Genomic DNA, 17918 nt, shown 5'->3' on the forward strand with positions numbered 1-17918 from the left:
ACAATATCCAAGCAATCGATTTTCAAGAATCCAAAGTAAAGGTTAAAAGTGCCATGGGGGCCATCATCAGGAGTATGTCCGATGGCAAACGCTCTTCGCGGCATGACCGGACCCGATACCTTCTTCAGCAGTGAGAGCGACGATCTGATCGAGCAGCCTCAGGGCGTTGACTGGATCGACGGTCGCGGCGGCCACGAGTCCATCCCGTCCGGTGAGGTCATTTACGGCGCAAGGAGAGACCAGATCTTCGGACAAGAGGGCGTTGACTACCCTCTACCCGATGGCCACGACAAACCGCGCACTATTCGGGACCCATGTTTTGACGTGCTTGATTGGTGATGAAATGCGAACGCTGCTCATTGATCATCATGCCCACCTTACACGCACAATACAGGGGGCGCTCGAGGATTGCGGTTTCGCCGTTGATGTGGCTCGTACCCTGGACGAGGCATCCACTGCATTTTGTTGCGCGAGCTATCACATTCTCCTGTTGGAGTTGGTCATGCCGGACGGTGATAGCTTGCCCTGGCTGGCACAGTTAAGGAGCAACGGGCATTCGGTTCCTGCCCTCATCATGAGCAGTGTCGACGATCTCGAAAAACGTATCGCGATTTTCAACGGTGGTGCGGACGATTTCCTGCGTAAGCCCTTCTGCACCGAAGAGCTCATCGCCAGAATGCGAGCCATTCTGCGGCGTTCAACACAAATTACCGACCCCACCCTTGCATTTGGCAACCTGCAATTCGATCCGATCGGCCGACAAGTTTTCGTTGAGGGCCAGGCAGTAAAGATAGCACGCCGCGAACTGTGTATTCTCGAGCATCTACTCAACCGCGCAGGCCGCACTGTTCCACGCGCGCAGCTAGAAGATAGCCTCTATGCGTTCGACGATGAAGTTTCGGCCAACGCGCTCGAAGTCGGCATCTATCGCTTGCGCAAAAATCTGAGTCAGTCAGGGGCAACGCTGCGAATCAACACAGCGCGTGGCATTGGCTACATCCTTGAATTGACTGACGCACCATCTGCCTAAGCTGGTCGCATTTGAAAGCGAAGATTGCCTTGAAAGTCGTTCCTATTGGCCATCCTGCCACCAATCGTCGGTCGACCGTAATTGGCGGTTTGAGAACTATGGCTTCTCCTTGCTCGGCCTATCTACTTTGCGCGCTCATTCTGTTTTTCCCATTTTCTGCTACGGCCCAAAACAAGCGGTACGAAGGCGCACCGCGTGCCACTGCCAATAGCATCAACGGCACGCTGAATCTTTCCTCTTCGCTTGGCAAGACAATTCATTTGTCCGCACCAGCCGCCAGCATCTTTATTGCCGATCCGACGATCGCAGATTTTCAGGCACCCTCGAATAAGACTGTCTTCGTCTTTGGCAAGAAATCCGGGCGGACCAGCCTATTCGCTTTGGACGCCAACGGGGAGGCTCTCGCGCAATTGCATATTGTTGTCACTGAACCCATCGAGGATCTGCGCGCCATGTTGAGGACTCGGGTCGGCGACTATCCAATCCACGTCAGCTATACGCCGCGCGGCGCGATCCTTAGCGGGACAGCGCCCAATGCCCAAGTCGTCGACACCGCAACGAAAGTCACTGAGCAATTTCTCGGTGACGGTGCGCAGGTCGTCAATGAGATTCAAGTCGCTGGGTCGTTGCAGGTCAATCTGAGTGTGCGCGTAGCTGAAGTCTCCCGTAGCGCCATGAAGGAACTCGGTATCAACCTGTCCGCTTTCGGCAAAATCGGCAATCTGACAGTGGGTTTGGCCAGCGGCAAAGGTGCCGGTTCTGGTGCGGCGAGCGGCGGCGGTACGGCCGGCGTCGCGTACAATGATGGCAATGTCAGCCTTGGCGCGGTTCTCGACGCGCTTGCAAAGGAGCATGTCGCTTCTGTCTTAGCTGAGCCGAATCTCACCGCGATGTCCGGTGAATCCGCCAACTTCCTGGCCGGCGGTGAATTTCCCATTCCGGTCGTGCAGGGGAGTGGGCAAGTCTCGGTTGAATTCCGTCACTTCGGCGTCGGCTTGGAGTTCGTGCCAACCGTTCTCAATAACGAGCAGATCAATATTCGCGTGAAGTCGGAAGCCAGTGAGCTGTCGACACAAGGTGCCGTCCAAATCAACGGTATTTCCGTGCCTGCCATCTCCACCCGGCGTGCCGAGACCGCCGTTGAGCTCGGCAGCGGTCAAAGCTTTGCAATCGGTGGGCTGATCAGGCGTAGCGTCAATACTGATATTCGCGCCTTCCCTTGGCTGGGCGACTTGCCGATCCTCGGCGCGCTGTTCCGTTCGTCATCATTTCAAAAGGAGGAGACGGAACTGGTTATCATAGTCACACCTTACATCGTGAGGCCTGGATCAAATCCCAAGCAGATGAGCGCACCCACCGATCGCCTCGGCTCAGCTTCCGACGTGGAGGCCACTCCGATGAATTCATCGGAAAATCCGCCGCAAGACCACGCTACCGGCGGCTCAGGCGCCTTGGACGGCTTCATCATCGAATAGTAACGCCCATGATGATGCGGATCACAAGCCTCCTGGTCGCTCTGAGCGCAAGCGTGAGTGGCTGCACAAGCTCCTCGCCGGTTGAGTCATCGACCGAAATCATTGTCCGGCAGGAGAACAAGGTCTTGTTCTTGCATAGCCTTCGCGCTGTCGAACGGCAGCGTTTGCGTAATTTCATTGCGAGTGCCAGCCGTGGCCGGAGCGATGCCGTCCATCTTTTTATCAGCGGCCCGCCCTGGCTCGGCGCACAGATCGCCAGTCAGGTGATGGAGATGGGAGTTGACGGCTACAACATCCGCCTCTTTGAACAGCACCACCGTTCTGCAGCGCGAATAGAGGCGATTGTCTACGACAGCCTCCCTCCTGACTGTCCGCCATTTTCCGGCCCTTTAGCCAATGACAGTTCCTTCGACCGGACGCTTGGCTGTTCGACTCGCCGCAATTTGGCGGTCATGGTCAACGATCCGCGCGACTTGATCGACAACAACGCTGTCAGGCCAAGTCTCGGTGATCGCGCGGCTATCCCGGTTGCCAAATACAGGACCTTCGAGACGGGCAAGACCAGCAGCGCAGAACAGGGAAAGTAACAGCAATTGGGGCCATGGCACATACGCCGCCAGGCAACGCATGACGGCGGTTGCGCAAGGGCAGGAATGGTCGCTGGGTGCCAACGGTATCGATGGAGGCATTACGCAACGGGCTATGCCGGGCGGCGATTAAATTTAGGCGATCGGACTTGAGGAACCTCTCCCCAAAAGCCCTTCAGAGCGTTGTCAGAATGTTGCCTGGGTTGCCCTGGGATGAAGCATTCGTTGGAATTACTGATCGACTTCTCACGCCGCCGCCGTGAAATACCTCCTGTCCTGTGTCACATTTTCGATCCGCCTGTACCACGTGCAGAAGGTGATCGGGATAACTATGGTGCTCCGGCTCTGACGCTCGAGGAGTTCGCGCGTTGTTCGACAACTCCTCCTCGTCAACCCACGCCTGCAAATGGCAATGGTCGTGGGAAGATCAGTCTAAAGACAGCCGCGCATTCATTGGGGGGCGCTATCGCAGTCGGACAGACTTCGCCTTCCTGCCAGGCCACTCTCAGGCACCGGATCGAGTAGAGCTACGCTCTGCGTCGGCGATCGACCCGCGGAACTGTTGTCCGAAGGATTCACGAAAATCGTTTTTGGATGGCGCGCCGACGATGCAATGCACGATCTGTCACGTCCAAGGGTTAACCCTGTCGCCACCTAGCCCACCAATCAAGCGACAAAGTTTGTACAGCCGCTGATTGGCAGGATAGGCCAATCCGCGCCGAAGGAGACGCGGATTGCTTTGTCAGGCCACGCGTTGAGCCAGCGTCGCCATACCTACAAAGTCGGGAACGCCTGCCGCTTGCATGGGGCCAGCCTCAAGGCTTGCCTTCAGATCGGCTAGATAATTCTCCGCGTAGGATTTGGCGGCTTCGACCGGTAGGTTGACGCCGGCCGTAAAGGCCTCTTCCAGCGCCGCCTTCGCGAGCCCGTTGCGAATCGCGAGTTTGACCTCGGGGCCAGCGACAAGGCCTACAGCCTGAGCAGCGAGATCCAGCCCTGCCTCGGCCAATGCCTTCTTAATGTTGCCTCCACTAATAGCGGTATGAATGAGTTTCCCTGCTTGCGACGCCCCCTCGAGCGCCATTGAAACGGCATCGGCGATTTGGCCCAGGCCCGGAACGAAGCTGAGGAGGCCTACAGCCGTCGCGGCCCAATCAAAAACTTTGGAACCCACCTTGAGCACGCCGTCGATGGTGTGCATAAAAGCCCCGCCATTCTTCTTGGCAGACTTGGTGTCGGGCTGGTCCGCCACACCCATCTTCATATCCGCGACCGCGTCCTGATCTGCCGCGGTCTTGGGAACATGGGCCTTCGCCTGCTGAACCGTGCGGTTCGCAACGGTCATATCGTTATAAAATTTGGCGAAGTCCCGGTTGCTGATGTTGCCAGAATCGACAGTATGTCCGCCGCCAAAATCGAAGAACCGATGATGCGTCTTATAGCCCGTAATTGAATTGTTCAGCAAACCGAACAATAAGGGATCTGACAGTAGCTGCGACGCCGCTTGTTGTACCTTTGGACTGAGACTCTTGTCGTCCGCCATCTTCGCCAGTTTGTCCCGGGTCAGGACACCGCTACCAAAAAAGGCTTGCTGATTGCGGTTAATCATATCGAGCGTGTTCAGCTCGGGTTGCGTGAGGCTCATCGACGATGAAGCGACTTGCAGGAAGTCGTATTTGTGGACCTTATCGATCGAGCCACCGTATAACTGCTTCCAGGAATCCGGGTGGGTGAGGAAGTATTGGGCGGCCGCAGTGACTTGGGGCGGGCATTTGCCGGTTTTTGCTGTGCCGTCAACGATCTGCCGGAAATCAGCCAAGCTCAGGTTCTCGGGTAGGTTGTCGGAGTACCGGTAAAGCTCGCGCACTGCATCGTTCAAGGTCATGACCGTCGGCTGACCATTTCCAGATCCGTCGGATGGGATGTAGTTCTGCTCGTAGCTTCGTGCCTGCTGGTCCTGGAAGGCGGCGACTTGTGGGTGAAGGTCTGAGAACCCGGACAAATCCTTTGCCTTGATCTTGCCGCCGCAGCGGCCATCACCCTGCGAGCCGATGGCATAAAAGAGCTCCGGGTCCTGCTGCAAGCTTTCGATTGCAGCCTTAAGATCCGGCGGCGTGGACGGATCATTGGCTAGCTCGCTCAGCGAATCCCAACTGAGCGGGCATTTGTCCTTATGGCGGTTCAGCACCGCTACAATCTGCAGCTCTGGCTCAGTCAGCTTGCCGCCACACCACGTGATCCGCGTGCCCGCTATCGGCGCCGGCGCGATGGGAGGTGGCGCGATGGGAGGCGAAGCGACTGCAGGGAGGGCTTGATCCATTGATTTCAATGCCTCCCTCAGAGCGGGTGGCATGAGCTCGAGCGGGTGCTGTCGCAAGGCTTGCAGCGATGACTTCACATCTGGCGACAGTTCGTCAAGCGGGTGCTGCTGGAGTTCGTCCATGGCCGACTTCAAATTCGCTGGCGGCAGGCCCAGTTGCGCGAAGGAATCGGGAGCGTTTTCCTGCGGCGAGCAACTGGACAGCATCGCCTGGAAGGGCAGAAACGCGCCTTGCCCGGTCTGGGCGACAATTTGTGGAGAAGGTTCCGGGCCCGACCAGGCCTGGGGGGAGGGGGCGGGGGTGGAGCTATTTGCTGTCAAAAGGTTAAGCGACATCGTGCATCCTCACAGTTGAGATTAAAAGCCGCCACAATTGCGTCACCTGGTGCCACTGTCGTTCCCGACGAACGACGGCCGCATGACTAACGCGCGGCTATCAATGCTGCCGATTCTTAGTTCCTCGTCAGCGACAACACCGGTTACAAGGTTCAGCTGTCGAACAGCTGACGAGTGCGGAAGGAAGCGCGATTGCTAGGGTATGGCGGCCGTGTTGCTTCGTGCGGGAAGCTGCGGTGTATCCTCAATTGTCATCTCTGGCTCTGTGCAGGCTCACGGACGACGCTGTCCTGATGCGGCACTTCGGAAGAGAACGGGCCTTCCGGTCGCCCATCGCGAACGACCACGGTCGAGGAGCCACGAAACAACATCAGTTCCGTCTTCTTTGGAGGCGTCCCGCTGTCGTGAGGTCCCGCCTGTGCCTCGGCTACGAGACCGTTGTATGTCTGCTCCACAAGCACAATGAAGCGGGGTGGGCCGGAAACCATGACCAGGCCCTTTCCCGGTGCCGGTCTCACAACGTAGCGCTCGTCGGAAATTCCAAGCTCATCAAGGGCCGCCTTGAACACCTCGAAGCGGACCGAAGTCAAAACCAGCATACGAGTCTGCGCTTCTTTCGCAGCAGTTACGTGGAGCACAAGCCCATCATAATACCATTGGAGATCGTAGAGGTCGGTCAAGCGGTCCAGAAACGCGCGCGGCGACATACTCGGCATACGCCCGCGGATGCGCCCCTTTACCTCGGAGCTGACGTCGACGTCGACATTGAGGTTGTTGCCGAATTCTCGCAAAGCGGCAGACAGGTCCTGATCCAGAACTGTATACCTATAAGGCGTTGACGGCAGCGACAGCGGGGCCGCCAGCGTCGCATGAATGCCGGTAGAGAGAAGAACACCGAGAAAGAGAACTCTCATCCCAATGTGGAGAATGGTAGACTGGATCAACTTTCCCGGCATCTTGTCCCCAATCGAAGGCTGAAATTCGTGCTGACCTGGACGCCGAACGTGGCCTTTAAATGACGCTTCGTGGCCAGTTCGTCAGCTTGTCGTCAGTTCGCCTCCCTAGGAGAGAAGCTCGATAGCGGGTGATGAGCGATCAACTCATCACACTTCAAACAGAACAACTGAGTCTTTGCATGACAATTGGTGTTACGTCCATCTCTGCCAATTTTGCGGACAACCTGTCTAGGGTAGGGCCAACGTCAGCATGCGGCGAGCAGGCCCAGTTTGAGTGCGCACTTGTAGAGGCGGTCGCCTCGATTAAAAACGATGGCCCGTCGGCGACGGCGGGGGCGGGGCCTGTTGCTCCAGTCTTGGAGGTTCCGCGCGCGACAAGCGAGACGAGCCCATTGGGCGACCGCGTGCTCCAGACCCTTTCATCGCTGTATAGGGACAACGCCGTGGCACCTGCCACGCCCGACCAAGAGGTACCCCTTGTGAAGGACGTCCTACTCGGGCCGGTGGAGCAGTCTCCTTCCCAAGCAGGGTCGGGAATGCGCATGTCAGGCGCTCCGCCAGGAAGGGAGAATTTCGAAGCGATGATTGCCGGTCTGCGGGAAGTATACAGCGCCGTCACTGAGGTTTCCCTTGTCACCAAGAGTATCAGCGGCGCTACGTCATCCGTGAATACGCTAATAAAACAAGGATGAACGAGGCGCATGATCGCGTCACCGCACGGCGAAGGCATTGATCGCCGCCCGGCTGGTCGGCGATCGTGTCATTATGTTTTGCCGCTGCTCTTGGTTCTGAGCGGTTGCAAGGACGATCTCTACACAAAATTGCAGGAACGCGATGCCAATGAGATGCTCGCGCTTTTGCTTGACAACGGCGTGGATGCGGTCCGCGTCGCCGCCAAGGATGGGACCAGCACGATCCAGGTCGAAAATGAGCAGGTTGCCTTCTCAATCAACCTGTTGAATGCGAAGGGGCTGCCGCGTCAGGTTTTCAAGAATCTCGGCGAAATATTCCAAGGATCGGGCCTGATTGCCTCGCCGACCGAGGAGCGCGCCCGTTACGTCTATGCGTTAAACGAAGAATTGTCGCATACCATTAGCGAAATCGATGGCGTTTTCTCAGCACGTGTCCATGTTGTTTTGCCTGACAACGACCTGTTGCGGGAGCGCGCCACACCATCCTCGGCCTCGGTATTCGTCCGCCACGATGCCAACATAAATGTCTCGGCTCTGCTGCCGCAGATAAAGATGCTCGTTGCAAACAGCATCCAAGGCTTATCCTACGACAAGGTAGAGGTCGTATTCGTGCCGGCGGAACGGCCGGCAGTTGAGCAACGGCCTGCCTTGACCCAGGCAGCTAAATCAATTCCGGTGCCACTTCTGGCGGTCATTGTGGGTCTCGCCGTGGCAGTATTCGCGGTGCTGTCCTACTTGGCCAGTTCTCTTGTCTATGGGCGGAGGCAGCCATCGCAACGAGCCAGGATCGAGGGGCGCTCGGGTGTTTCAGCAATCGGGGCCGCTCGTAAAAACACCATCGGCGATGCCACATAGGAGGTATTCCCAGTGCAAATACGGATGCAAACCTTCAAACACGATGACTCCTTCAAATTGCCTTTTACGGTCCTGGGCGAGCTTGCCGCTTCAACTCATCCGACCCGCCTTGCTGCACGCCTTGACCCGGCTTTGTCGGCTGCGACGTTGGTGCGGTTGCAGAACAACCAAAGACTGCAGCCAAGACTGGCAAAATTACTCCTCGACGATGGAATGGACCTGAATGGAAGCGGCTGGGGGCCGGACCTTCTGCATGGGCATGATCCGCGCCAAGCTGCTATGTTTGCCGGTAGTATCTGGCATGCCCGTTCGCTGCTGAAGCTGGTTTCCAAGTCTGAACTTGCCGTTCTGATCGAACGTATCGGCGCTGAAGCGCATACGTTTGGCATCCGACACCAGGCGCAGGCGATCTCAACCAGCTTGATCGCGGATCCGGAAAAACTCGCCCAACGGATTGAACACGATGGATTAGCCTGTCTTGGGGTTTGGCTCGATGAGCATTCTTTGCTCGACCGCCACCGGGTGTTCCTACGCTTGCCCGTCGGGACCGCGGCCGAGAATCCTGCGACCGAACACCGCGATGCCGCAGACCAATTGTTTTCGCTTGTGCTGTCGTATCTGAGGACGGAGGTCCCGGCGATATGACGCTCGACGATATCGTAGCGCCGGTCGCTCCGCGGATGCGCCCCGTCGGGCCGCTGGTCCCGGCCAGTGAGCTCGAAATCTGGCACAATGCCTTTGAGGCGCGCGCGGCGGCGGAACGGTATCTGCTGCGGGTTCGCCGCTGGGCCCGCATAGCTTATCAGCGGGAACGGGAGCGCGGACGTAGTGAGGGGATGAATCGTGGCGCTGAGGAAATGGCACGGCTGATTGCGCAGTCCGTCTCTGAAGCGGCACGCCAAAGGGCAGCCCTGGAGCAGCAATTGCCACAACTCGTCATGCAGATCGTAAGCGACCTGCTGGGCGCTTTTGACCCCGGTGAGCTGTTGGTGAGCGCCGTTCGCCACGCGATCGAACGGAAAGGCGGCGCGGAAGTCCGCCTTAAGGTGTGTCCCACGCAAGCCGATGCCGTCGCAGGCGAGTTCGCTGCGTACGATGGACGGGAAGGCCGGCCGAAAGTTCGAGTTGATCCGGATCCGGCGCTGTCGCCACAGCAATGCGTGCTGTGGAGCGACTATGGCAATGTCGATCTTGGACTTGATGCGCAATTGCGGGCGCTGCGCCTCGGCTTTGGATTGCATGCTGAACAAGGCGAGCTATGACCGAACTGCTACCACAACGCGGCAGTCCGGCTGTAGACAGGACAATGGATGCGGCGCTCTCGTCTCTGAGATCGACCGCAAAGCATATCGACACGCGTGTCGTGCGCGGACGCCTAACTAGGGCCGTCGGTACGGTGCTCCATGCCGTGTTGCCGGATGCTCGAATTGGGGAACTTTGTCTGTTGCAGGATCCGCGCACCGGACGCTCTCTCGAAGCCGAGGTGATCGGTTTCCTTCAAAATGGCGTGCTGCTCACCCCGATCGGTGACATGGTGGGCCTGTCCAGTCGCGCAGAAGTGGTTGCTAGCGGTCGAATGCATGAAGTGCCAGTCGGCCCCGATTTGCTTGGCCGCGTGATCGACAGCTTTGGCCGTCCCCTCGACGGCAAAGGCGCTCTCAAAGCCGGCCAAACGCGCCCGCTTCGGGGCAAGGCGCCCAACCCCATGACAAGGCGCATGATCGAGCGACCATTCCCACTTGGCATCCGCGCCTTGGATGGTCTCCTGACATGCGGCGAAGGCCAGCGGATCGGGATCTATGGAGAGCCTGGTTGCGGCAAGTCAACATTACTATCGCAGATCATAAAGGGCGCGGCCGCCGACGTTAACATAGTTGCCCTCATTGGCGAGCGCGGGCGGGAAGTGCGCGAATTCGTTGAGCGACACCTTGGGGAAGCGGCTCTTCGTCGTACGATCGTTGTGGTCGAAACATCCGACCGCTCGGCAATGGAGCGGGCGCAATGTGCTCACATGGCAAGCGCACTTGCCGAACATTTTCGCGAACAAGGCCAACGCGTCGTTCTGATGATGGATTCCTTGACGCGCTTTTGCCGGGCCATGCGCGAAATCGGACTTGCTGCGGGCGAGCCGCCGACCCGGCGAGGCTTTCCGCCTTCCGTGTTTGCCATGCTGCCAGGCCTGCTGGAGCGCGCGGGCATGGGCGAGCGTGGCTCAATTACGGCCTTCTATACAGTGCTTGTCGAAGGTGACGGCGTGGGGGATCCCATCGCAGAAGAATCGCGCGGCATTCTCGATGGCCATGTCGTCCTCTCACGCACGATCGCTGCGCGATCCCATTTCCCCGCGATCGATGTGCTGCAAAGTCGCAGCCGCGTAATGGATGCGGTCGTGTCTATGGCACATCGCAAGGCGGCATCGACGTTCCGTGATCTCCTCTCGCGCTATGCCGAGTCCGAGTTTTTGGTCAAGGTCGGCGAATACAAGCAAGGCAACGATCCGCTTACTGACAGGGCTATCGACTCGATCGGCGACCTGCAGGAATTTTTGCGTCAGGGAGAAGACGAGGCGAGCGACTTTGAGGAAACCTTCGCATGGATGTTGCAGCTGACCGCATGAATTGTCTCCACGCTACGAGCTTGCGGCTTTTGAAGGATATGCGAGAGCGTAGCGCCCTTCGTGAGCTGTCCAAAAAGGAAGCTAAGGCCCACCTAGCGGCCGAGGCCGCACAGCATGCTTCCCGCGAGCTTGCAATCGCACAACAACACTGCGCAAGGGCGGAAATGGAGCTTTACCAACGGTTTGCATCGCTTGATGCCTTGTCCATCCAGACGCTCGACCAAGGCCATCTCCACATAGAGCGCCTTGAGGCTGAGGTCGCCTCGAGGCGCAAGACGCTTGATAACGCCTGCATCGCTCAGGAACAGACCGAGACAGCGGCGTCTGAGGCAAGGTCGCACTGGATCAGCTGTTCGGCGGCAAGGCACAAGTGGCAACAAATTGAGGACGACGTCCGGCGCGGCGTCGATATCCACTCTCAGACCGCAGCCGAGACGGAGGCCGAGGATGAGATCCTGCTTCGGTACGCGAGTGTCTCGCTCACCGATGTGGCGGGCAAGTCAATCTGATGACCGCTAGCATTCTTGTCGTGTCGCAATGGTGCCGTCTTGTAGAGCCGAAAACACTTTGAGCACACACGATTCACTGAAGCCAAAGCTAAGTCTGTCCCACGACGTCGTCTCGTGGCTCAACGAGTGCGCACACCCCCGCACGCCTTTTCAGTGCCGACTTGGCGACGAGCCGCTATCGGTGCGAATAGGACGGCTTGTCTGGCAGCCGGAATCGCTTCCCATTCCGATGCTCGAGTGCATTTGGCGGCTCGGAGATGAGACGATCGTCTTGTCGATCTCCCGTGCACTGATAGAGAGGCTCATCTCGACCGTGCAGAGCGGCATTGGCTTGCCTTCCGAGCCAACCGGTTCAATGGTTCTCGAACTCGCACTTGAGCCGCTTCTCGCTCGACTCGAGGCTCAGACACGGCAGGACGTGCAACTGGCTCAGCTGCGCGAAACCACCATGCCACCTCCCTATCTCGAATATGACGTCGCCTGCGGCCCGATCAACGGCAAAGCTCGTCTGTGCCTATTCTCGCCTCTCGATGGCCCGGTGCCGTTCGCGTTCCACGCCCTGGGAGATCTGCTTCGACAGTTGCCGCGACAACCGTGCGAATTACCCGCAGAGCTCCCGGTCCTGGTTGCAGGAAAGATCGGCTCGCTTTGCGTTCCGGCGGCGCTTATTCGCAAAACATCTGCCGGTGATGCTTTGATACCAGACGTATTACCGTTCCACCGCGATCAGATCATCCTCTCTGCGGGCCGGCTCTGGGCCGTGGCAGATGTTGCGGACGACCGCCTGATCCAGCGGGGGCCTTTCCGCCCGCAACCATGCCCCTTGGAGAGTGCGCACATCATGACAGAACCGGAATTGCAGCAAGGGCCATCGGATGCCGAGCTCGACGATATCGAAATCACTCTGGTTTTTGAATGCGGCCGCTGGCTGATGCCGCTAGGGGAACTGAGGAGTGCCGGCGAAGGGCATATCTTCGAACTTGGTCGGCCGGTCGACGGTCCGATCGATATAGTTGCCAACGGCCGGCGTATCGGCCGTGGCGACATCGTGCGCATCGGCGACGAGCTTGGCATCAGGCTACGTGGCGGGTTGGCATGCAATGAGTGAGATCCAACCCGGGATTCTGGCGCTTCTTGCGGTTACGGCTGGGCTGGGTCTGCTGCTGCTCACAGTCGTCACAACCACGGCCTTTATAAAGATATCTGTGGTTCTCTTCCTCGTCCGCAACGCGCTCGGGACGCAGACGATACCCCCCAATATAGTTCTTTACGCGACGGCATTAATTCTCACCGTTTTCGTTAGCGCGCCTGTTATCGAGCAGACCTATGCGCGCGTCACGGACCCGAAACTCCACTATCAGACCTTCGACGACTGGGTTACCGCTGCTGAAGAGGGACGAGAGCCTTTGCGTGGCTATCTCAAGAAGTTCACAAGCGAAGAGCAGCGTCGATTTTTCCTATCGTCGACCAAACAAGTCTGGCCAGAGGAAATGCGCGCCAGGACGACACCTGATGATTTCGCCATTCTCGTACCATCCTTTCTAATTTCAGAACTCAAGCGTGCCTTCGAAATTGGCTTTCTTCTTTATCTTCCGTTTATCTGCATCGATCTCATCGTAACCACGATTTTGATGGCGATGGGCATGTCAATGGTATCACCCACAATGATAGCTGTCCCTTTCAAACTATTTCTATTTGTTACTATTGATGGTTGGTCCCGACTAATGCACGGGCTTGTGTTGAGTTATACAACACCGGGAGGTTGAGCATGGATGAGGCCAGCATTGTAGCCCAAATGAGCCAAACCTTAATCGTTTTCATGATTTGGGTTCTGCCGCCACTCATTGCCGCTGTGGTTGTCGGCCTGGGCATCGGCATTATCCAGGCGGCAACACAGATTCAGGACGAAACCTTGCACCTGACAGTGAAACTATTGGTCGTTGTTGCGATCATTGTTCTGTTTGCTCCTGTGCTAAGCGCTCCGCTCATCGAGCAAGCCGATTACGTGTTCTCCCAGTTTCCCGCGATTATACCGAGTTACTAGCCTTCATGATGTCTGGTTGGTCACCCACCGACGCCCAAATGCTCATCCATGCGGCCATCGAACTCATCATCGCCGCCGGTCTTGCTGCGGCTCGCGCTGTCGGCATTATGCTGGTCCTGCCAGTATTTACGCGGTCTCAAATTGGCGGGCTGATCAGAACATGCCTTGCTGTCGCGTTCGGGCTACCGTGCTTGGCACCCATCAGAGACGGGTTACAGCTGCTCGATACTGATACCCGTTTCATCCAAGTGACACTGCTCGGTTTGAAGGAGATTTTTGTCGGGCTGCTACTTGGGATTCCGCTCGGAATCCCGATATGGAGCCTCCAGGCGGCCGGTGAGCTTGTCGACACCCAGCGCGGCATCACCAGCCAAGTCGGTCCGGTAGACCCCACGACGAACACTCAGGCATCCGCGATGGGACTTTTTCTCGGAATCACAGCGATCACGATCTTCGTCGCATCGGAAGGTCTGGAGATCATGATCGGCGGCCTTTATGGCAGCTACTCAATCTGGCCCGTATATCAATTTTACCCCACGCTGACCTCACAAGGGGCAATGGAATTAATCGCCCTCCTCGACCGGATTATGGTGACGAGTTTACTAGTCTCCGGGCCTGTCGTGGCCTTTCTGTTGCTAGTTGACATTTCGATAATGATCCTTACCCGCTTTGCCCCGCAACTCAAGTCGAACCGTCTTTCCCCGACAATCAAAAATATCGGCTTTCCGATCATTATGGTCACGTACACTGCGTATCTCATCGACGCCATGGCGTCAGATATCGCACAGGCCAAAGGCGGGCTCGAGGCGTTCGAAAAGATGCTGAAATGAGCGCGAGCGAAGAGAAGAAACACCCGGGCACTCACAAGAAGCTAAGCGAAGCACGCAAGAAGGGGCAGATTGCGCGCAACACCGATTTCGTCCGCGCCGTCGGCACCTGCGCCGGTCTCGGCTATCTGTGGTTAAGAGCTAGCGCGATCGAAGACAAATGCATCGAAGCGGTATTATTGACCGACAAGCTGCAGGATCTGCCTTTCAATATCGCTGTCGGGCAAGCGCTAATTCTCTTGACCGAACTCACCGTGACGACAGTCGGCCCGCTGCTTGGAACTGTAGCCGCCGCGGCGGTCTCGGCCGCATTCATCTCTAACGGTGGACTACTCTTCTCGTTCGAGCCGATGGCGCCCAAGTTTGAAAAAATCAATCCTTTTCAGGGACTGAAGCGCATTGTGACGGTGCGCTCCTTAACCGACCTTGGCAAGGCGCTGGTGAAGCTATTAGTCCTCGGCGCTATCTTTCTTTTTTCTATTCTGGGCATGTGGAAAACGATGGTCTATCTGCCGGTCTGCGGCATTTCGTGCCTCGGCTTCGTCTTTACGGAGGTGAAACTGCTGGTCGGGATTGGTGCCGGTGCACTTCTGGTCGGCGGCTTGATCGATCTCCTGCTCCAACGCTGGTTGTTTTTGCGCGACATGCGAATGACTGAGACCGAGGTCAAGCGCGAAAGGAAGGAACAAGAAGGTACGCCAGAGTTGAAGCATGAACAACGTCGCCTACGTCAAGAGATGGCTAGCGAACCTCCGCTTGGCGTGCATCACGCCACATTGATCTTGAGAGGGCGGGCGATATTGGTCGGTCTGCGTTACGTGAGGGGCGAGACTGGGGTGCCGGTCTTGGTTTGCCGCGGCGAGGGCGAGGCCGTTTCACCTATCTTCGGAGCGGCGCAGGCGCTACGTCTAAGTATTGTCGACGATGATGGCCTAGCGCGTCAGCTCATCCAAACAACCAAGTTAGGAAAACCTGTTCCTATGCAGTATTTTGAGCCAGTTGCTAGAGCACTCCATGCCGCTGGGTTAGTCTAGACGAGTATACAAAATCGGTTTCTGTTATTGCGCAGGCTACTGTGCCGCTATGGACCATGGGCAATCCAGAACCGTCTATGTGTCCGGCCGACCTCGCATGTTTTGGAGAATTATCGCAATGTTCGCTACCATCGGGACTACCGTTACTACTCAGCGCGCTCGGTCCGCCGTCACAAGTCATGTGCCACTTGCCTTGCGTGTGTGTTGATAGGCGCCATTCGCTGCTTTCTGATCACCTGTCTACCTGCGGAAAAATCGATCCGGCCAAACAGTGTAACCGGATCGAGCGCATGCTCGGTCACCTCAAGCTCCACCGCGCCACCGCCTCTCGCTGCTCGTGGCAGCGATGGACGCCTCAAACTACACTGTCTTCCGAACCGTTGCCCGAGCGAGAGCCTGCCCGACCGGATCGGCGTGCACACGAACCTCTTCTGGGTGGCGTGCCGAAGTTCCTGGTCCCTGGTTATATTATGCCTCTCAGGGCACATAACCGTTCGGGACATAAAAGCGCGACAATCTCAAGGCCGCCGTAACCAACTCCGATCGCTGCGACCCCGGTCTCAACAGAACCTATGCGGAGATGGCGAGCCGTTACGGAACGCGGTACTCTGGGCAGAGGCCGAGACAGTTGCGGTACAAATTGCACAGCGCTGGTTCCTGGCGTAGCTGCCGTCGGCAGATCGCCATGATCGACCGATCGACCTCCGTGGGCCAGCGACAGCCGGCGCATCTTGCAATTGTCTCCAAAACCAACATGCGCAAATGTCTCCGATCGAACCAGAGGTGTCGGGCGAAATGAGAAATTGACTCCTCTCGTTTCATGAAAAATCCCACCACGGTCCATCTCAAAACTCGTGCGCCCGAATGACGATGGCTTCCACTGCATTGCTGCCTCCGTCAGATTGTCGAAAGCCAAGCACCGTAGAGATAGAACCGCTTAAAGTGCTCGGAACTTGCAAGGAAGTAGGATGGATCTCTTCGACAATATCGGTGCGTCCCCCGCCTCAGATCCCGCCCGAAGAGATGAAGCAGGGTTGCAACAGCACCAGGTCGAGCAGAGGAGTTTTGAGCAGCGACTGAACGAGCTACAAGGAAGCGTGCCTTGGCCGGTCAATCCAACCCCGGGTCCACCGCCCCACTCGCCTGCGCCAGGTGTCTACCACGACGAGATTCTTGCAGCCGCCGATCGCGGTGCCCGCTTACCGGCTGAAAGTTTCGCTTCGGCGAAGTTTTGGCAGGGAATTGATGGCGTGACCAACTCGCCTACCCCAAACGTCGATCAGGAGGAGCTTCCGCAGTTCGGCGGCCATGCTATGTCGGTATCTGCAAGCGACCCAGCGATTGGAGGCGCTTGCCTGCAAGATTTGGCTTCCCTGCCACCGCCGGTCAACCTCCCAGGCGTCCCTTTGAGAAGCGCTCCCCACACCCCCCTACCTCGCGCCGGGGCAGGTTTAGGGCAGCCTCCGGCCAATCAACCGGGCGGTCCAATCAGCGCACCTCCCACAGAGCCGACCGAGGCGCGCTACCAAGCTGTCCTCCTGCAGCGAACTGCACTGCTGCGTAAGCGAGAACGCCGCCACCCAGACGAGCTGCTTTTTAACACGTACCGCAGGCTGGCTACGGCCAAGGGAAATCGAATCAGCCAGAACAGGATTTCGAAAGACATAGCGGCGTTGCGGAAGTTTAGTGTGCGCCTTGCCAAGGACCACCAGAGCCAAATCGCCGGCCGGATTCACGATCGGCAACTGGACAGCCTAGCGAAGCTCTGCGCGGCCGGCGATACCAAATTACTTGGTCAAATCAACTCAGCATTGGGTAGGCTCCGACAGGCCCAGGCCGAAGGGCAGGTGATAGTTGGCCGGAATCGACCTAGCACTGAGGATGGCGAGGTCTTCGCTGACTACCACACAAAAGCCACAGCCGACAAAGTGAGCGAAACCACGGTGAAGACCGACTTGGCGACGCTGCGTAAGTTCAGCGCATGGCTCGCAAAGAACCACCAGAGCCAAATCCGCGGCAGGATTCAGGATCAGCAATTGGACAGCCTGGCTAGGGACTACGCGGGCAACGATCCCATACTACTGCGTCAAATCAACTTTGCGTTGACTAGACTCCGGCAAGCATCTGCCGGAAAGCGGGTGACCGTTGCTCGGGGCGCTCGACCAAACACGCAGGATGACCAAGTCTTCGCCGACTACCATACAAAGGCCACAGCCGGCAACGTAAGCGCGGTGAAGACCGACTTAGCGGCGCTGCGTAAGTTCAGCGCATGGCTTGCAAAGAACCACCAGAGCCAAATCAGTGGCAGGATTCAGGATCGGCAATTGGACAGCCTGGCTAGGGACTTCGCGGGCAGCGATCCCATACTACTCCGTCATATCAACCTTGCGTTGATTAGAATCCGGCAAGCGTCTGCCGGAGAGCGGATGACCGTCGCTCGGAAACCTAGTACCTGTGCACAGAGGATTTGACGGTTTCGATGGGTTGTAGCTTGGGCAGGCTGTCGGGATCGAGGAGCAGTTCAATGCTGCGCGCGACGCCGGGCTGCCTGCGGATCCATCCAGCGCGCTCGAGGGTGATCACCATCTGATGGACGGAAGGCGCGGTGACGGCGAAGAAGCGCTGCATATCGCGTT

The 17918-nt window shown here is 57.6% G+C and carries 19 protein-coding genes and 1 pseudogene; 17 read left to right on the plus strand and 3 right to left on the minus strand.

Annotation, left to right across the window (positions count from 1 at the left end; genetic code table 11):
- Nucleotides 1-81: 81 nt before the first annotated feature.
- The 4 genes from RFM68_RS28635 to RFM68_RS28650 all read left to right on the plus strand — a co-directional run bounded on the left by RFM68_RS28635 (nucleotide 82) and on the right by RFM68_RS28650 (nucleotide 3092).
- Nucleotides 82-339, plus strand: coding sequence for a hypothetical protein (locus RFM68_RS28635; RefSeq protein WP_320223454.1), 258 nt, complete (start codon nucleotides 82-84; stop codon nucleotides 337-339).
- A gap of 4 nt (nucleotides 340-343) precedes the next feature.
- A complete protein-coding gene (locus tag RFM68_RS28640) occupies nucleotides 344-1030 on the plus strand; it encodes a winged helix-turn-helix domain-containing protein (RefSeq protein ID WP_320216885.1) in 687 nt (228 codons plus the stop codon).
- Between the two features lie 98 nt (nucleotides 1031-1128).
- The gene (locus tag RFM68_RS28645) at nucleotides 1129-2505 is read left to right on the plus strand and encodes a type II and III secretion system protein family protein (RefSeq protein ID WP_320236379.1); all 1377 of its coding nucleotides are present in this window, start codon (nucleotides 1129-1131) and stop codon (nucleotides 2503-2505) included.
- An 8-nt stretch (nucleotides 2506-2513) separates the two neighbouring features.
- The gene (locus RFM68_RS28650; protein WP_320236367.1) at nucleotides 2514-3092 is read left to right on the plus strand and encodes a CpaD family pilus assembly lipoprotein; all 579 of its coding nucleotides are present in this window, start codon (nucleotides 2514-2516) and stop codon (nucleotides 3090-3092) included.
- A gap of 742 nt (nucleotides 3093-3834) precedes the next feature.
- Here RFM68_RS28650 and RFM68_RS28655 read toward each other — a convergent pair.
- Both RFM68_RS28655 and RFM68_RS28660 read right to left on the minus strand, forming a co-directional pair.
- A complete protein-coding gene (locus tag RFM68_RS28655; protein ID WP_320236368.1) occupies nucleotides 3835-5748 on the minus strand; it encodes an HrpF/NolX family T3SS translocon protein in 1914 nt (637 codons plus the stop codon).
- 251 nt (nucleotides 5749-5999) lie between these two features.
- Nucleotides 6000-6704 carry a nodulation protein NolW gene (locus RFM68_RS28660; protein ID WP_320236369.1) on the minus strand — a complete coding sequence of 235 codons (705 nt, stop codon included), beginning with the start codon at nucleotides 6702-6704 and terminating at the stop codon, nucleotides 6000-6002.
- A 179-nt stretch (nucleotides 6705-6883) separates the two neighbouring features.
- On the opposite strand from RFM68_RS28660, the gene RFM68_RS28665 reads away from it, so the two are divergent.
- From RFM68_RS28665 to RFM68_RS28725, 13 genes and pseudogenes are all read left to right on the plus strand, one after another.
- On the plus strand, nucleotides 6884-7396 hold the full coding sequence (locus RFM68_RS28665) for a nodulation protein NolB (RefSeq protein ID WP_320223468.1): 513 nt from the start codon (nucleotides 6884-6886) through the stop codon (nucleotides 7394-7396).
- Nucleotides 7397-7405: 9 nt separating this feature from the next.
- Nucleotides 7406-8251 (plus strand): type III secretion system inner membrane ring lipoprotein SctJ, encoded by an 846-nt coding sequence (sctJ, locus tag RFM68_RS28670; protein ID WP_320223459.1) that lies wholly within the window; start codon nucleotides 7406-7408, stop codon nucleotides 8249-8251.
- Between the two features lie 24 nt (nucleotides 8252-8275).
- Entirely contained in the window at nucleotides 8276-8896 is a 621-nt protein-coding gene (locus tag RFM68_RS28675) for a nodulation protein NolU (protein WP_320236370.1), read from the plus strand.
- Nucleotides 8893-9513, plus strand: a complete 621-nt coding sequence (gene sctL, locus RFM68_RS28680; RefSeq protein WP_320223461.1) for a type III secretion system stator protein SctL — start codon at nucleotides 8893-8895, stop codon at nucleotides 9511-9513. The genes RFM68_RS28675 and sctL overlap by 4 nt, the downstream gene beginning before the upstream one ends.
- Complete coding sequence (gene sctN / locus RFM68_RS28685) at nucleotides 9510-10868, plus strand: type III secretion system ATPase SctN (protein WP_320223462.1); 1359 nt, start codon at nucleotides 9510-9512, stop codon at nucleotides 10866-10868. The genes sctL and sctN overlap by 4 nt, the downstream gene beginning before the upstream one ends.
- Nucleotides 10844-11377, plus strand: coding sequence for a hypothetical protein (locus tag RFM68_RS28690; protein ID WP_320216876.1), 534 nt, complete (start codon nucleotides 10844-10846; stop codon nucleotides 11375-11377). Before sctN ends, RFM68_RS28690 begins: the two co-directional genes overlap by 25 nt.
- A 58-nt stretch (nucleotides 11378-11435) precedes the next feature.
- On the plus strand, nucleotides 11436-12485 hold the full coding sequence (gene sctQ, locus RFM68_RS28695; protein WP_320236371.1) for a type III secretion system cytoplasmic ring protein SctQ: 1050 nt from the start codon (nucleotides 11436-11438) through the stop codon (nucleotides 12483-12485).
- The gene (gene sctR, locus RFM68_RS28700) at nucleotides 12478-13143 is read left to right on the plus strand and encodes a type III secretion system export apparatus subunit SctR (RefSeq protein WP_320223464.1); all 666 of its coding nucleotides are present in this window, start codon (nucleotides 12478-12480) and stop codon (nucleotides 13141-13143) included. The genes sctQ and sctR overlap by 8 nt, the downstream gene beginning before the upstream one ends.
- 2 nt (nucleotides 13144-13145) lie before the next feature.
- Nucleotides 13146-13421 carry an EscS/YscS/HrcS family type III secretion system export apparatus protein gene (locus RFM68_RS28705; protein WP_320216873.1) on the plus strand — a complete coding sequence of 92 codons (276 nt, stop codon included), beginning with the start codon at nucleotides 13146-13148 and terminating at the stop codon, nucleotides 13419-13421.
- 8 nt (nucleotides 13422-13429) lie between these two features.
- Nucleotides 13430-14251, plus strand: a complete 822-nt coding sequence (gene sctT, locus RFM68_RS28710) for a type III secretion system export apparatus subunit SctT (RefSeq protein WP_320236380.1) — start codon at nucleotides 13430-13432, stop codon at nucleotides 14249-14251.
- On the plus strand, nucleotides 14248-15282 hold the full coding sequence (locus RFM68_RS28715; RefSeq protein ID WP_320236372.1) for an EscU/YscU/HrcU family type III secretion system export apparatus switch protein: 1035 nt from the start codon (nucleotides 14248-14250) through the stop codon (nucleotides 15280-15282). Before sctT ends, RFM68_RS28715 begins: the two co-directional genes overlap by 4 nt.
- Before the next feature lie 325 nt (nucleotides 15283-15607).
- Nucleotides 15608-15945: pseudogene (locus RFM68_RS28720) on the plus strand (hypothetical protein); the annotation flags it as partial.
- Between the two features lie 305 nt (nucleotides 15946-16250).
- Nucleotides 16251-17753: a hypothetical protein gene (locus RFM68_RS28725; RefSeq protein ID WP_320236373.1), complete on the plus strand. Its 1503-nt coding sequence runs from the start codon at nucleotides 16251-16253 to the stop codon at nucleotides 17751-17753.
- Here the strand turns inward: RFM68_RS28725 and RFM68_RS28730 are convergent.
- Nucleotides 17728-17918 (minus strand): LexA family transcriptional regulator (locus RFM68_RS28730; RefSeq protein ID WP_320236374.1); only part of this gene is annotated, 191 nt, incomplete at its 5' end. The genes RFM68_RS28725 and RFM68_RS28730 overlap by 26 nt on opposite strands.

The organism is Mesorhizobium montanum (genome assembly GCF_033977145.1).
Lineage (GTDB): Bacteria > Pseudomonadota > Alphaproteobacteria > Rhizobiales > Rhizobiaceae > Mesorhizobium > Mesorhizobium montanum.